At 40.0% G+C, this 16,024-nt stretch carries 14 protein-coding genes; 2 read left to right on the top strand and 12 right to left on the bottom strand.

Annotated elements, in window-relative coordinates:
* Positions 1 to 10: 10 nt before the first annotated feature.
* A complete protein-coding gene (locus ACSZOX_RS06850; RefSeq protein ID WP_437919114.1) occupies positions 11 to 244 on the bottom strand; it encodes a thioredoxin family protein in 234 nt (77 codons plus the stop codon).
* Between the two features lie 485 nt (positions 245 to 729).
* Between ACSZOX_RS06850 and ACSZOX_RS06845 the strand changes: the two genes are divergently transcribed.
* Positions 730 to 3,132: a prolyl oligopeptidase family serine peptidase gene (locus ACSZOX_RS06845; protein WP_437919113.1), complete on the top strand. Its 2,403-nt coding sequence runs from the start codon at positions 730 to 732 to the stop codon at positions 3,130 to 3,132.
* 68 nt (positions 3,133 to 3,200) lie between these two features.
* Here ACSZOX_RS06845 and ACSZOX_RS06840 read toward each other — a convergent pair whose 3' ends face one another.
* Positions 3,201 to 3,719 carry a DUF2911 domain-containing protein gene (locus ACSZOX_RS06840; protein ID WP_437919112.1) on the bottom strand — a complete coding sequence of 173 codons (519 nt, stop codon included), beginning with the start codon at positions 3,717 to 3,719 and terminating at the stop codon, positions 3,201 to 3,203.
* Between the two features lie 158 nt (positions 3,720 to 3,877).
* On the opposite strand from ACSZOX_RS06840, the gene ACSZOX_RS06835 reads away from it, so the two are divergent.
* Entirely contained in the window at positions 3,878 to 5,419 is a 1,542-nt protein-coding gene (locus ACSZOX_RS06835; protein ID WP_437919111.1) for a S41 family peptidase, read from the top strand.
* A 71-nt stretch (positions 5,420 to 5,490) separates the two neighbouring features.
* On the opposite strand, the gene ilvA is transcribed toward ACSZOX_RS06835, so the two are convergent.
* The 10 genes from ilvA to ilvN form a co-directional block, all read right to left on the bottom strand.
* The gene (gene ilvA / locus ACSZOX_RS06830) at positions 5,491 to 6,738 is read right to left on the bottom strand and encodes a threonine ammonia-lyase IlvA (RefSeq protein ID WP_437919110.1); all 1,248 of its coding nucleotides are present in this window, start codon (positions 6,736 to 6,738) and stop codon (positions 5,491 to 5,493) included.
* Between the two features lie 143 nt (positions 6,739 to 6,881).
* Entirely contained in the window at positions 6,882 to 8,039 is a 1,158-nt protein-coding gene (locus ACSZOX_RS06825; RefSeq protein WP_437919109.1) for a 2-isopropylmalate synthase, read from the bottom strand.
* 95 nt (positions 8,040 to 8,134) lie between these two features.
* Positions 8,135 to 9,211, bottom strand: coding sequence for a 3-isopropylmalate dehydrogenase (gene leuB / locus ACSZOX_RS06820; protein ID WP_437919108.1), 1,077 nt, complete (start codon positions 9,209 to 9,211; stop codon positions 8,135 to 8,137).
* Positions 9,212 to 9,404: 193 nt separating this feature from the next.
* On the bottom strand, positions 9,405 to 10,877 hold the full coding sequence (locus tag ACSZOX_RS06815; protein ID WP_437919107.1) for an ATP-binding cassette domain-containing protein: 1,473 nt from the start codon (positions 10,875 to 10,877) through the stop codon (positions 9,405 to 9,407).
* Positions 10,877 to 11,461 (bottom strand): 3-isopropylmalate dehydratase small subunit, encoded by a 585-nt coding sequence (gene leuD, locus ACSZOX_RS06810; protein WP_437919106.1) that lies wholly within the window; start codon positions 11,459 to 11,461, stop codon positions 10,877 to 10,879. The genes ACSZOX_RS06815 and leuD overlap by 1 nt, the downstream gene beginning before the upstream one ends.
* A gap of 109 nt (positions 11,462 to 11,570) precedes the next feature.
* On the bottom strand, positions 11,571 to 11,852 hold the full coding sequence (locus ACSZOX_RS06805) for an antibiotic biosynthesis monooxygenase family protein (RefSeq protein WP_437919105.1): 282 nt from the start codon (positions 11,850 to 11,852) through the stop codon (positions 11,571 to 11,573).
* 31 nt (positions 11,853 to 11,883) lie between these two features.
* Positions 11,884 to 13,281, bottom strand: coding sequence for a 3-isopropylmalate dehydratase large subunit (gene leuC / locus ACSZOX_RS06800; protein WP_437919104.1), 1,398 nt, complete (start codon positions 13,279 to 13,281; stop codon positions 11,884 to 11,886).
* Positions 13,282 to 13,435: 154 nt separating this feature from the next.
* On the bottom strand, positions 13,436 to 14,917 hold the full coding sequence (gene ilvC, locus ACSZOX_RS06795; protein ID WP_437919103.1) for a ketol-acid reductoisomerase: 1,482 nt from the start codon (positions 14,915 to 14,917) through the stop codon (positions 13,436 to 13,438).
* Between the two features lie 43 nt (positions 14,918 to 14,960).
* Positions 14,961 to 15,428 carry a DinB family protein gene (locus ACSZOX_RS06790; RefSeq protein WP_437919102.1) on the bottom strand — a complete coding sequence of 156 codons (468 nt, stop codon included), beginning with the start codon at positions 15,426 to 15,428 and terminating at the stop codon, positions 14,961 to 14,963.
* A 5-nt stretch (positions 15,429 to 15,433) separates the two neighbouring features.
* Entirely contained in the window at positions 15,434 to 16,024 is a 591-nt protein-coding gene (gene ilvN, locus ACSZOX_RS06785) for an acetolactate synthase small subunit (protein WP_437919101.1), read from the bottom strand.

Here is a 16,024-nt window from a genome sequence, read left to right as displayed (position 1 = left end):
AGGGTATGAATTAAAGGGCGATAGTCGCAAGCTCTTCTGGTTTGAAACCAATGATGCGTTGCTGTATCTCTTCGTCTTCTAATACAAGAACAGTAGGTACGGTTCTGATTTTAAACTTAGCTGCTAAGTCTGGTTGATCGAAAGGATTGATTGTTTCGTATCTTATTCCTTTGTTGTCTAAGTAAGCAGACACTTGTGCGCATGGTGCACAGTCATTTTTTTCGAATTTAATGATTCTAGCCATGTTGTTTGTTACATTTAAATGATCGGAAATCTTTGAGACCTCCTGGAAGTTAAAAACACGAAACTTGGAAGCAGGTCTGCATCTCAAGCACAACAAATATCCTACATTTTATTTCGGAGAGTGAATGATACTTTTCCACATCGATGTGAAAAGGAACGAATAAACCGCCTCCCTTGCTTGTTTTTTGTTGTAAAAGGCTGACAGACAGGTCGAGGTAAGAATGTTGAAAACTTTAAAAGACCATTTGTAGCTTAAAATCTACATTTTTAAAATATAAATTTTTGCCCTTTTTTATAGACAAAACTGACGAGACTTTGACGCATTTTTCATACTTTCTGTAGCAGAGCAACTTGAACACAATTACGCTTTTTTGCCCAATATAGTTTTCCAATTTGAAAGATAATAATTGGGACGGATTGTCTGCTTTTACGTTCTTTTGCAAAGAGAATTCAAATTACTTAAGTTTAACAAACAATTTATTAGATATGCGAATATTGTTTAGTTTTTTATTGACCTGTCTACTTTTTGCAACATATGGACAGGAAAGTATCACGTTTCAAAAACCTTCGCCAGAAATCTTGGCGTTAGCATCCTACCAGAGGCCTCCGTCCGTTGCTATGAGTCCGGACGGTAATTGGGTTGTGTTTTCTTATAGAACCACATATAAGTCTTTGGAAGATCTGAATCAAGATGAAGTTCGTTTAGCGGGTATTCGAATGAATCCTACAACAAATAGTGCGAGTACGACTGTCTATTTGAATAATTTGAAAGTGAAACGGCGAGATGGGCAAGAAGAAATCCAAGTGAAAGATTTGCCGCCACATGCTAAGATTGCACATTTGAGTTTTTCTCCTGATTCCAAAAAGTTGACATTTACACATACTTCTGCGAATGGAGTAGGACTTTGGGTGGTCGATTTGCAATCGGCGACAGCACGGGCTATTACAAAGGATGACCTAAATGCCAGTATGGGGAGTCCCTATGAATGGTATAAGAATAGCGCGTATTTACTGATCAACAAACTGCCTGGCACGCGAGCAAAAATCATAGATACCACTAAGGATATTCCATTGGGGCCTACTGTTTCAACGAGCGAGGGGCAAGTTTCTCAATTGCGGACTTATCAGGATTTATTAAAGAACCCGCAAGATGAGTCGAACTTTGAAACGTTAACACAGGCAGAACTGTATCGTGTAGATTTAGAAGGAGAGCAATCGAAAATATTAGACAAAGCAATTTATAGCCAGCGTTCATTTTCCCCGGATGGAAATTATTTGTTGATTACGACAATTAAAAAACCATTTTCTTATGTGGTTCCTTTCCACTATTTTCCGCAGCAAACGACAGTTTATGATCTAACAGGAAAGCTGGTGAAGGTGGTTAACGAAACGCCGCTGATCGAAGTTATGCCGAAAGGATTTTCCTCCACACGTACAGGAAAACGAAGCATGAGTTGGCGAGGAGACAAACCCGCAACATTAGTCTATGTGGAAGCTTTAGATGGTGGGGACGCCTCCAGGAAGGTAGATTGGCGTGATGAAATCTTTACTTGGGACGCACCGTTTGCTGCGGATGCAAAGTCGCTTTATAAAGTTGCAGATCGTTATGCCGGTGCTGTTTGGGGAGATGCATATCATGCATTAATCTATACACAGTGGTATGATACCAGAAATGAAAAGATCTTTTTATTGAATCCTTCTGTAAATAGTGCCAAACTGCTTTCCGAGCGTAATTCACAAGACGTGTACAGCCATCCAGGCAATGTATATACCACGAGAAACGAATTTGGATCGCTTGTAATGGCGATACACAATAATAAAAGCTTCTGGATTGGTGATGGTTATACCAAAGATGGGCAATTCCCGTTTATTGATGCATTGGATATGAATAAGCTTGCAAAGACACGTGTGTATACGTCGGATGTGAAGGGTAAAAAAGAAGATATAGTTCGTGTTTTGGATATTAAAAAAGGAGAGATTTTAGTTTCTATACAATCTCCAGCAGCATACCCGAATTACTTCATAAAGAATATAAAGTCGAAGAAGACCATTGCTGTTACTGCTTTTGATAACCCCTTTAAGTCGTTAGAAGGTGTTTATAAAGAAGTTATTCACTACAAGAGAAAAGATGGCGTTAAGTTGTCAGGTACACTTTATCTACCAGCAGGCTATGATAAAACAAAGAAGGAGAAACTTCCTTTATTGATTTGGGCATACCCCACAGAATATAAAGATAAGAATACCGCAGGGCAGACTACCGCTAGTCCGTATGAGTTTACCTATCCTTCTTATGGTTCTTTTGTTTATTGGGTAACTAAAGGATATGCTGTACTGGACGATGCTGCTTTTCCTATTATTGGAGAAGGGGATACGGAACCAAATGACACCTTTATAGAACAACTGCTGGCTAATGGAGAAGCGGCGATTAATGCTGTAGATAGCTTAGGATATATTGATCGTACGAAAGTAGGGGTTGGTGGCCATTCGTATGGGGCATTTATGACAGCTAATCTCTTGACACATTCTAAGCTGTTTGCTGTAGGAATTGCTCGATCCGGAGCTTATAACCGCACATTGACACCTTTTGGTTTCCAGCGTGAACAAAGGAATTACTGGGATGTGCCCGATGTCTACAATAAAATGTCACCATTTATGAATGCGGATAAAATGAAGACCCCTATGTTATTGATTCATGGTGCTGCAGATAATAACCCAGGCACATTCACCTTACAGACGGAACGGTATTTTCAGGCTTTGAAAAATTTAGGAGCGCCAGTACGCATGGTTCTTTTGCCTTTCGAGGCACACGGCTATGCTTCTGAGGAGAACATTCTGCATACCCTTTGGGAGCAAGATCAGTTTTTGGAGAAATACCTCAAGGACAAATAAGCGGAAGAATAGTTGGTTAATAAAAAGGGGCTTTAGTTATTTTAAAGCCCCTTTTTATTGATTGGAAGTTACTTGCTTGCACTGATCTGAAACGGAACGGTATACGTACCCCAGTTCAATGACACAAGGCCCTCTGGTGTTACAAGGATCGTGAACTGTTCTTGGCTCGATGTACTTTGTTTATTTTCTACCTCTACACGTAGCGCGTCTTGCGATTGATCATATTTAGTACCCCATTGGTTCCATACTTTGTTGAAAATGACGGTGCTTTTCTGTTCGCCTGGTATGCTGTATAGGCTATATTTTCCAGCGGTTAGTGCTTTACCTTGTACGGTTACGTTTTTGTTGACTTCGATCGTGGTTGCTTCATTGGCTCCCGTGCGCCACACTTTCCCTACTGGAGCAATGTCAACGCCGATCTCACGACCTTTCAGCGATGGCTTGCTGTAATGGATGTCGATAGTGACTCCATCTGCTGTTGTTACGGTTACGCTGTCAGGAAGGCTTTTTCGTTTACTTTTATCTGTTTGTCCGAAACTAACGGAGCAAATCAAAGTCAATACGGTGATAATTGTTATTGCTTTCATGTTTTTTTGTAGATTTTTTATGTTTAACAAAGATAGAAGAGGATTGTTTCTTTGCCTTGTTAATTGGGTTTAAATTGTGTTAAATTTTAGACTGAAAATCCAGATTGTACGATTTACTCGTATATTGCGACAAACAATAGTTAGCTTTTAGAAATACGATGAAAAAATATGTACTGTTGCTGGGCTTGGGGCTTCTTTTTGCGTGTAAAAAAGATGTAGAATCACCAACGCCAGATCCAGATCCAGATCCTGTCGAATCAACGGATGAGGAATTGATTCGCGATAGTATTTACTACTATTATAACCTATATTCCTATTGGACGACGAATGTTCCGGATTATGATGTCTTGCGAACTTTTACGGAAAGTTATGACTCCTATCAAGGTGTTCTAGATGCTTTGACGGTGTTAACGCCGACGTATAATTTTAAGGCATATACTTATTTGGATATTGATCCTGGTACACATTACGACCGATATTCTTTTATTCAAGATAATAGTAGTAGTACGCAGCTGGCGAGTAGTACAGGATTGAGAATGGATACAAATGAAGGGTACGGGATGTATTTTTCATTTATCGTTACCGATATTGTGAACTTGAAAGCGAGTTTAATTATTTACTTTGTGGAAGGAGGATCTCCCGCTCAAGTGTCTGGTATTACTCGGGGTTCTCTTGTTACAGCAATAAACGACGATACAAACGTACAATTATCGGTTGTAAAAAATAGTGACGCTAGTTACTCGATAAGTGATAGGTCGGCTTACAACACTTTGGTTAATAAGCTAAATGATGCTATTGAAGCAAATTCTTTGTCTTTGAAGGTAAAGGGTTTAGATAATATAGAGAAAGTACATACTTTGGGTTATAAGACGTATAATATTAATCCGATTCTTGCTAATAAGGTGTTTAAATATTCTTCGAAGAATATTGGTTATTTGGCATTCTCGTCTTTTGAGGAAACAGATCAAGGTACTACAAATCGATCGAATTTTGAGACAATTTTTAAATCGTTCGAAAACGCAGAAGGAGGTGCTATCACGGATTTGATTTTAGATATGCGGTATAATACAGGAGGCTATGTGAGTACTGCTGAATACCTAGCCAATAAGATCATTGGAGCACAGCATGCAGGAGAATTGATGTTTACCTACGATGTAAATACATATTTACAGCAATACAAAACTGGAGCAGACGCGAGTTTTGCCGACACATATTTCGCGAGTGATAACAGTACATTAGATTTAAATAACGTCTATGTTTTGGTCAGTGAACAAACAGCTTCCGCAGCGGAATTATTGATTAACGTGTTAAAACCCTATGTAAATGTCGTTTTAATAGGCGAAACAGACCGGACCTATGGAAAACCTGTTGGTTTCTTTGAGCAGTCGATCATGTCGAAAGTATCGTTGTGGGCAACGTCGTTTAAAACAATCAACAAAAATGGTGATACGGATTATTGGGATGGGATGACGGTTCCAAATATCGCTTATGATGATTATGAAAGAGACTTTGGGGATGCTGAGGAGCTTATGACAGCGAAAGCATTAACCATGGCTGGGGTAACAACCAGTTCTTCAACAAATAAATCATCCGTTAGTAGAAGTACTTTAACTTCATCGTCATCATCTAAAAAGACGCTCGGAATTAAAATCAATAAGCCTGAAGAAAAGAATATGTTGAAGAGAAAGAATGAACAGTAAATGTTTTTATTCCTTATAACGAGAAAGGACAGCTTTTTAGGCTGTCCTTTCTTTTTAATGATCCTTCCGTGTTAAACGAGGTATTCGAATAAGGTTTGATCTTTGTTTATCTCTATAAAGTCAAACTTATAGGCTTTCATGCGTTCGATGAACGTTGTGTAATCTTTCGGGTCATTTAATTCCACACCTATCAGGGCAGGCCCGCGTTCACGTTCTGTCTTCTTGATGTATTCAAACCGAGTAATGTCGTCCTTTGGTCCGAGAACTTCTGTAACCAATAGACGTAATGCTCCTGGTCGTTGTGGAAAACGAACGATAAAGTAGTGTTTGAAGCCTTCATAGAGAAGTGACATTTCTTTGATTTCGCTCATACGATCGATATCATTGTTGCCACCAGAAACGATACATACGACACGTTTACCTTTTATCTCTTCTTTATGGAATTCTAAGGCAGCAATAGACAAAGCACCAGCAGGCTCTGCAACAATAGCATCTTTATTATACAGTTGTAGGATCGTGGTACAGATTTTTCCTTCCGGTATAGGTTTCACACTGTCCAACAGCTTGCTGCTAATTGCGTACGTCAACGATCCGATTTTCTTAACGGCTGCCCCATCGACAAATTTATTGATGTGTTCTAATTCAATAGGGCCTTCGTTTTCTAGAGCGGCCAACATGGATGGTGCACCAGCGGGCTCAACCCCATATAGTTTGACTTGGGGGGCAAATTTTTTCAAATGATAACTAACACCCGATGACAGACCACCACCACCGATTGGAATAAATACAGCATCTAAATCGGGAAGATCTTCTAATATTTCTACGGCTACGGTACCTTGTCCCTCGATGACCTTTTCATCATCAAATGGCGGGATAAAGGTCATATTATGCTCTTTGGTGTATTCCAAGGCAGCTTTTTGACAGTCGTCGAAGGTATCACCTGTTAAGACGATTTCAATATTGCCATTTCCCCACATTTCTGTTTGTGTGATTTTCTGACGTGGGGTAGGGCCTGGCATAAAGATAACTCCTTTAATATTTAGCTTTTTGCAGGATAGCGCTACGCCTTGCGCATGATTACCGGCACTAGCGCATGTTACTCCTTTCTCACGTTCTTCTTCGGAGAGGCTAACAATCTTGTTGTAAGCACCGCGAAGCTTATAAGAACGGACGACCTGTAAATCTTCACGTTTCAAATAAACTTCAGCACCGTACTTTTCGGATAGATGTAAGTTATACTGTAATGGTGTACGATTGACAACTTCTTTTATGCGCTCGGCAGCCTGTTGAGAGTCTATAGTTAAGGTTGATAGATCCATTTCAATGTAAAAAATAAAAAGTAAGGGTGAAACCTATCGGACGATAGTGGTAAAAGTTGTTGCTATATGCAAGGCAACGCTTTCGTCAATTGGTTTCAAAAAAGAATAAGAACTACGAAAGTAGCTCTTATTCTTCTTAAACGTTATGACCGCATTAACGCATTTAAGTCATCGTCGCAAAGATCCTTTTTCGCATCGGCTAATACCAAGAATTTTTCGTAGGTAATAGCCAACTGATCTTTGTCAAGTTGATAGCCTAAGCGTTCTAAGTGATGCTTTAAAGCATGACGTCCAGAACGTGCGGTTAATATAATACCTGCTTCGTCTAAACCGACATCTTCAGGACGTATAATTTCGTAATTTTCACGGTGTTTTAAGAATCCATCCTGGTGGATGCCGGAGCTATGTGCGAAAGCATTTTTTCCAACAATGGCTTTATTCGGTTGCACAGGCATCCGCATCATTGAACTCACTTTTTGCGAAATCGCCGTGAACATCTTACTGTTGATATTCGATGTTATTCCAGGAAACTGTTGCTGATGTACTTTAAGAATCATCGCAACTTCTTCTAACGAAGTATTTCCCGCACGTTCACCTATTCCATTGATCGTACATTCTACCTGACGGGCACCGTTTTGTACAGCAGAAATAGAATTTGCGGTGGCTAGACCTAAGTCGTTATGACAGTGCGCCGAAATAATGGCCTGATCGATATTACGAACATGTTCTGTCAGGTATTTAATTTTCGCACCATATTGGTCAGGTAAACAGTAGCCATTCGTATCCGGAATGTTAACAACTGTAGCTCCTGCTGCAATGACAGCTTCTACCATTTGCGCTAAGTAAGGTAGGTCCGCACGGCCGGCATCTTCGGCATAGAATTCTACGTCTTCAACATAGGATTTCGCATGCTTTACTGCAGCAACGGCACGTTCAAGAATTTCTTCACGCGTCGAATTGAATTTGTATTTGATGTGCATATCGGATGAACCGATACCAGTATGTATACGGGGACGTTTTGCATATTTTAGTGCATCGGCAGCAACATCGATGTCATTTTTGTTAGCCCGGGTTAAAGCACAGATAATAACATTATCAACCGCTTTTGACAACTCGACGACCGATTGGAAATCTCCGGGGCTTGACACAGGAAATCCCGCTTCAATGATGTCTACACCGAGGAGTTCCAAATCTCTTGCGATGTCAATTTTCTCTGGTGTGGTTAATTGACATCCAGGTACTTGTTCGCCATCGCGTAGTGTTGTGTCAAAAATGTATAAGTGATTCGGATCGTGTAACATAATATTCAATTAAAAAGTTAAAATTAAAAGCTCAATAAAGTTCTTCGACGATGGATTATTGATCTTTCTCTTTCATCATGTTTATACTCAGTCAATTACTTCTTAATAAACTCCAATACCTTAGCACCCATTTCGTTGGTTCCTAAAATTTTAGCTGTAGGTGTTTCTGAATTGGCAATGTCGCCTGTTCTCCAACCAGCTTTTAGGGTGTCTGCAACAGCTTGAGTGACAGTTTTAGCTTCTTCTTGTAAACCAAATGCAATGTCCAACATCAATGCTGCAGATAGGATAGACGCTAAAGGGTTCGCTTTATTCTGGCCAGCGATATCATGAGCTGAACCATGGATTGGCTCAAAGAAACCCGTTCCATCACCTACGGATGCAGAAGCGAGCATTCCCATAGAACCAGCGATTTGAGATGCTTCATCTGTCAAGATGTCGCCAAAAAGATTGGCCGTTAATACGACATCAAACTTCTTCGGATTCTTAACAAGTTGCATCGCCGCATTGTCTATAAACATATGTTCGGTTTCTACATCTGGATATTCTTTTGCAATTTCCTGTACAACTTCCCGCCACAATCTGGATGTTTCTAATACATTGGCTTTGTCGACAGAACACAGTTTTTTATTGCGCGTACGTGCGGCATCGTAAGCCTTGCGTGCGATACGTTCCACTTCATAGCGATGGTAGTTCATCAAATCCGAAGCGAAGGTGTTATCTTCATTTCGTTTTTTCTCTCCAAAATAAACATCGCCCGTTAACTCACGAAAGAATAGAATGTCTGTTCCACGGAGAACTTCAGGTTTTAGACTAGATGCATCTAACAATTCATCGAATAACAAAATCGGTCTTAAGTTTGCATAAAGTCCCAGTTCTTTACGAATCTTCAACAAACCTTGTTCAGGTCTTACTTTTGCAGACGGATCATTGTCATATTTAGCATGTCCAATGGCACCGAATAGAATGGCGTCAGATGCTTTTGCTTTTTCTAATGTTTCATCTGGTAATGGGTTTCCTGTAGCTTCTATAGCTGTATGGCCCATAATAGCTTCATCAAAGCTGAATTCATGGCCGTATTGTGCTGCTATAACTTCTAAAACCTGTTTACCCCAAGTTGTTACTTCTTGTCCGATGCCGTCACCAGGGATAATTAAAATGTTTTTTTTCATCCGTATAAATTATTTATTCATTTGTAATGAAGCGCCCTGCGATTGCGTGAATCATGATGGCTTCATCTTGTTCAAATTAAACAGTCAAGCGTAAAATGCGAATACGATATTTACTTTGCTATTTATTATTCAGTAGCTTATATACTAAGCTTTTGTGTTTTCATTATTTATTGCACTAAACCTAGTGTGTTTTTTATTTCTCCAATTTAGAGAGCTTGCTTTCCGTATTAATTACCGCTCCCTTTTCTAATACTAAGCGGTGATCCAGGCAAGACGGTAGCTGCGATTCGTAGTGCCCGACATAGATAAGCGTTTTACCATATGCGCTTAATTCGTCAACCACAGCGTTAAAATGTGCCGTTTGTACTTGATCAAGGCCTTGGCAGGGTTCATCCAAAATTAACAGCGGAGGATTTTTGATAATCGTGCGGGCCAGTAAAGCGAGCCGCTGTTTTCCTAATGGTAGAGTGTGTAAAAGCTTATCTTTATCCTCCAATAGGTCAAAGAAATCCAGTAATTGTTCAATCTGTTTCTTCTCTTCGTACTTAACGTTCAAGAACCAACCGATACTATCATAAAATCCAGAAGCGATAGCATGCCATACTGAAGCACTTTTATCAAAGTACCAATGTAACTCGGGCGATATGATTCCTACCTTTTCTTTGATGTCCCAAATACTCTCTCCACTGCCACGTTTGTGGCCAAAGAGCCAGATATCATTTGCATATGCCTGTGGATGATCTCCGTTTAATAAACTAAGAAGCGTCGACTTGCCCGAGCCGTTATGCCCTTGTAAGAGCCATTTTTCACCGACTTTCACTGTCCAATTTACATTTTTCAAAACAAATTTGTCGTCGTAACGAACAGATACGTTTTGTAATTGGATCATAATTTCGTGATCGACCTTAGGAGCTTTTTGTAAAAAGTAGGGGAAAGGTTTCTGCTGCCGCTTTTCATCTTGGGATAAAGCCGCTAAACCGTCCACAACCTTTAACTTACCCTCTTCAATTTGCGCAAACCGATTAATAGAACTCGGAATCGCTTTATCATTCGTAATGAGTATCAAGGAACAGCCTGCAGCAGCCATTTGATCTAGAATGGCATTGAGGTTAACACGGGACTGTTTATCCAATCCTGTATATGGTTCATCTAGAATAAGCACTTGAGGTTTTAACCATAATGCTTGTACAAGCTGTAATTTTTTGTGCTCTCCACTCGATAGTTCGATCAACTGCGTTTCTTTACAGTTCTCAAAGCCTAAGGCTTCAAGAATGGGAGTTGCAGCTGAAAAATCAAGATTATTTTTGTTTCCAAAATGGATCAGATCCCCATACACTGTAAGGGTATCGTGATTTTGATGTTTATTGTAGCGCTGTTGGTAATAGAAGTTCCGATCACCCTCTAGATTAGCAAATTGATACCAGTTCGATACATAATAAACAAGAGGAGGAAAGGAAATTGTGGGGTTAAAATTAAACTGTAAATCCCCAGCGGATTTTTTTTCCTGATTTGCGATAGCTTTAGCCAAAGAGGACTTTCCAGAACCACTTTTCCCTCCGATCAGCCAATGCTCGCCAGGAAATATAGACCAATTTAAATCTTGCAGTATAGGTTTTGCTGTATACTGTAGATTTAAATTGGTAATATGGACGACAGGGTTTGTCATTATCTTTTTTGTTCGAATTCTTCTATTAAATTCTTGTGACTAAGGATAAAGTCGATGTCATCATAGCCGTTAATTAAACAAGATTTTTTGTACGGGTTGATTTCAAATGTATAAAGCTCCCCCGTCTCGTTGATCTGTACGGTCTGTGCTTCTAAGTCTACCGTTAATGCGCTTTCTGGATCAGCAAAAACAGCTGCGAATATTTTTTGTAGAAATTCTTCAGGTACCTGAATAGGAAGTACGCCATTGTTTAACGCATTACCTTTAAAGATATCAGCAAAGAAAGAGCTGATAACCACATCAAAGCCATAATCTTGAATGGCCCAAGCAGCATGTTCTCGGCTAGAACCACAACCAAAGTTTTTGCCGGCAACGAGTATTTTTCCTGCATAGATCGGATTGTTCATTACAAAATCAGCTTTAGGCTGGTTCTCGCTGTCGAAACGCCAATCGCGGAATAGATTATCGCCAAAGCCATCACGAGTCGTTGCTTTTAAGAAACGCGCCGGAATAATCTGATCGGTATCTATATTTTCTATCGGTAATGGAACTACCGATGATGTTAAAGTTTCAAATTTTTTCATATTTCAAAGTAAAAAGTCAAAATTAAAAAGCCTAAATCGGATCGGCCGACGACTGTCTTAATTTCTTCTTTTTTTATAGTTCAAAGTGAAAGTAAAAATTACTAAGTTCCTATACGTAATGTTCTACCTGAGGAAACGGATCGTAAAAATGATGAAGTAAGGCCTTCCAGTCTTGATATTCATCCGATTTTCTAAAGCCTTCTGTATGATCTTCCAAAGTTTCCCATCGAACGAAGAGGATGTACTTGTCATTTTGTTCGATACATCTTTTCATTTCGTGAGAAATGTAACCGTTCATTCTTTGGATTATTTTTTCGGCTTTTAAAAATGCATGTTCAAATTCTTGAGACAGTCCAGCTTTTATGTTCAGCATAGCCACTTCTACTATCATTTAAATTCTTCCTGTTTGAATTTTTAAATTATCAAATCAATTCTCTGACGTCCACGATTTTACCAGTAACTGCCGCTGCTGCTGCTGTAAGTGGGCTTGCAAGCATAGTGCGTGCATTTGGCCCCTGGCGGCCTTCGAAGTTCCTGTTTGAGGTCGATATACAATATTTTCCTGCAGGGATTTTATCTTCGTTCATACCTAAGCAAGCAGAACATCCCGGTTCACGCAATTGAAACCCAGCTTGCTCGAATATTTTGTCGATACCTTCTTCTTTTGCTTGCGCTTCTACCTGTTTTGATCCAGGTACAATCCAGACTTCCACATGTTCTGATTTCTGTTTCCCTTGTACAAAAGCCGCTACTTCACGAAGATCCTCTATACGAGAGTTTGTACAACTTCCGATAAAAACATAGTCAACAGGTTTTCCTAAAACTTGCTCGCCATCGTGGAACCCCATATAGTCGATAGCTTTTTGGAAAGACGGTTGCTCACTGGTCGGCTGCGAGGTTGTTGTTGGTATATTTTCAGTGATGCCGATTCCCATTCCTGGATTTGTTCCATAGGTAATCATAGGTTGTATATCGGCAGCATCATATTCCAATACAGCATCGAAAGTTGCATCATCGTCAGAATATAAGGTTTTCCAGTAGCTCAATGCTTTGTCCCAAGCTTCGCCTTTCGGTGCAAATTCGCGCCCATGTACATAATCAAACGTAGTTTGATCTGGAGCGATAAGTCCACCTCGAGCGCCCATCTCGATACTCATATTACAGATTGTCATACGACCTTCCATACTAAGCGACCGTATTGCAGAGCCTGCATATTCTACAAAATATCCTGTACCTCCAGCTGCAGATATTTTAGAAATGATATATAAGATAATATCTTTTGCGCCTACTCCTTTTGCCAGTTCACCATTTACTTCTATTTTCATGGTCTTTGGCTTCTGCTGTAAAAGACATTGCGTAGCGAATACCTGTTCCACTTGGGAAGTACCAATACCAAAAGCGATAGCTCCAAAGGCGCCGTGTGTAGACGTGTGACTATCTCCACAAACCATGGTTTTTCCCGGTTGTGTGATGCCTAATTCCGGACCGATAACGTGAACGATTCCCTGGTAGGGATGTCCCAAACCGTAAAGTTCTACGCCAAATTCTTTGGTGTTTTTGGTCAGCATATCCACTTGGTAGCGAGATAGCTCCTCTTTGATTGGAAGGTGTTGATTTAAGGTCGGCACGTTATGGTCGGCAGTAGCAACCGTTTGTGTGGGGCGAAATACAGGAAGATCTCTTTTGCGCAAACCATCAAAGGCCTGAGGCGAGGTTACTTCATGAATTAAGTGTGTATCGATATACAAAATGTCGGGGAAGCCCTCTTCTTGCTTCACCACATGTGCATCCCAAATCTTCTCTACTAATGTTTTTCCCATTTTCTCTTTCTCTATTTTTGCTGGAAGGTATTCAGAAATGCAAGGGCAGGTACCCCTCTTTTCTCCTGATAAATGCTTCCAATTTTAACTGTATAAGGGGTAAGTTTATACGATTAAATTTACCCCTTTTTTAAGCCGTCTAATTTACGAAATATTAAACAGTTTTGATGGTTTTCATAGCAGTCATCGCTTTGCGTAATTTTACGCCTACGATTTCTACAGCATGATTACGTAAGATTTCGTTCACTTGTACCAGTTGAACGTTGTCAACCGCGCCATCTTTTCCTTCGTTGAAGTTTTTACCAACTAAGTCTGTGTCTACTTTCGTCATAAAATCAGCTAACAAAGGTTTACAAGCTTGATCGAAAAGGTAACAACCATATTCCGCTGTGTCAGAGATAACACGGTTCATTTCGAAAAGCTTCTTACGAGCGATAGTGTTTGCGATCAATGGTGTCTCGTGTAGCGACTCATAGTATGCTGATTCTGGTTTGATACCTGCTTCTACCATAGTCTCGAATGCCAATTCCACACCTGCTCTAACGAAAGCAACCATTAAAAGATAGTTGTCAAAATATTCTTGTTCACCAATCTTAACATCAGCAGCAGCCGTTTTTTCGAAAGCGGTTTCTCCTGTTTCTGCACGCCATTTAAGTAAGTTTGCGTCGCCGTTTGCCCAATCTTCCATCATAGTCTTGCTGAATTCACCTGACATGATATCATCTTGGTGCTTTTGGAACAAAGGACGCATAATGTCTTTTAACTCCTCTGAAATTTGGAAAGCTTTGATTTTTGCTACATTAGACAGGCGGTCTAACATACCACTTACACCACCGTGTTTAAGAGCCTCAGTGATAACTTCAACGCCGTATTGAACCAATTTAGAAGCGTAGCCAGCGTCTATACCTTTTTCCACCATTTTGTCGAAAGACAAAATCGATCCAGTCTGTAATAAACCACATAAGATAGTTTGCTCACCCATCAAATCCGATTTTACTTCGGCAACGAAAGATGATTTTAAAACACCTGCACGGTGGCCACCAGTACCTACACAGTAGGCTTTAGCATATGCCCATCCTTTTCCTTCCGGATCATTTTCAGGGTGTACAGCGATTAAGGTAGGAACACCAAATCCTCTAAGGTATTCTGCGCGAACTTCTGAACCTGGACATTTAGGAGCTACCATCAAAACAGTGATGTCTTTGCGGATCTGCATTCCCTCTTCAACAATGTTAAAACCATGTGAATAAGAAAGAGCTGCACCTTGCTTCATCAATGGCATTACAGCGTTAACTACAGAAGTATGTTGTTTATCTGGCGTAAGGTTGATCACCAAATCAGCCGTTGGAATCAATTCCTCGTATGTGCCTACAGTGAAATTATTGTCTGTCGCATTTTTCCAAGAATCTCTTTTTTGTTCAATAGCTTCTTTACGTAAAGCGTAGGAGATATCAAGACCGCTATCTCTTAAGTTTAAACCTTGGTTTAAGCCTTGTGCACCAGCACCTACAATCACGATTTTTTTACCTTTTAGTGCATCTACACCATCTGCGAATTCTGAAGTTTCCATAAATTCTGCATGTCCCAACTGGTTAAGTTGTTCTCTAAGAGGTAATGTGTTGAAATAATTTGCCATTGTTTTTATTATTTATTTTTTATCTTTTTTATTGGGTTGATTACTATTTTTTTAATGCTCTACGTTGTGCTTGTGCATATCCGAAGTGGAGATTGTCATGGCCCACTGTCGTTATTATGACGTCTTCAATGCTGTTTAGACTGGACTTATATGTCGATGTTTCAAACGGTGTAATTTTCGAAAATACGCCATCATTATATGCCTTTTGGATCGTTTCGATGCTAGCAAGTGCGATTTCTTTTAACTCAGCAATCTCTTCCGCTTGTACGAAGTAAGTAGGTTTTGAACCTTTTTTGTACGCGTCTACATATTTAAACGCAGTTGCATCGGCATGAATCTCAGTCCGTACATAACATAAAGTCTGTGTACTGACCACGATATGTCCGAAATTCCAGATGATATTGTTGTTAAATCCTTCCGGAATATGGTTTAGTTCCTCTGTTGTAAGTCCATCGATAAGTTCGATGAAAGCTCTGCGTGCGTCGATGATAAAATTGAATACCTTTTCCATACAGATTACATGGTGAATACTTTGTCTGCCTGATCCAAGAATTCATTCTCTACAACTTCTGGAGCAGGTTCTTCACGTTCGAATTGCTTTAATTTCGAATGGAATCCAGCGCTATCTTTGATGATGGCAATACGTGCTCCGCGAACAAACTCAATTAATCTGTATTTGGTTAGCTCTGCGGTAAGCTTGTCTATCTCTTCACGGTGTCCCGCGGTTTCGAAGACTGTGTAGTCGTTTCTTATCACCACAGCAGAAGCGCCATACTCGCGCAACAAACGTTCTACAGGAGCTTTTTCTGCAATAATGTCGGTAGGGACTTTGTATAAGGCCTGTTCTTGCCAAATCAATTCCTCATCCGTATTGTAATAGGCCTTAAGAACCTCAACTTGTTTTTCGATCTGTCTACAAAGTTTGCGAACGACCTCCTCCGATTCGGTGATCAAGATGGTAAACCGGTGAATATTTTCTACCTCTGAAGGAGAGGTGTTTAGACTTTCAATGTTGATTTTCCTTCTGGAAAAAATACCGGAGATACGGCCTATCATACCGATAGAGTTTTCCGTATATAAGGTTATCGTATATTCTTGCTTTTCCAT

Source organism: Sphingobacterium sp. LRF_L2 (assembly GCF_965644235.1).
In the GTDB taxonomy this organism is placed as follows: Bacteria; Bacteroidota; Bacteroidia; order Sphingobacteriales; family Sphingobacteriaceae; genus Sphingobacterium.
This window is presented reverse-complemented; position numbering and strand designations above follow the sequence as displayed.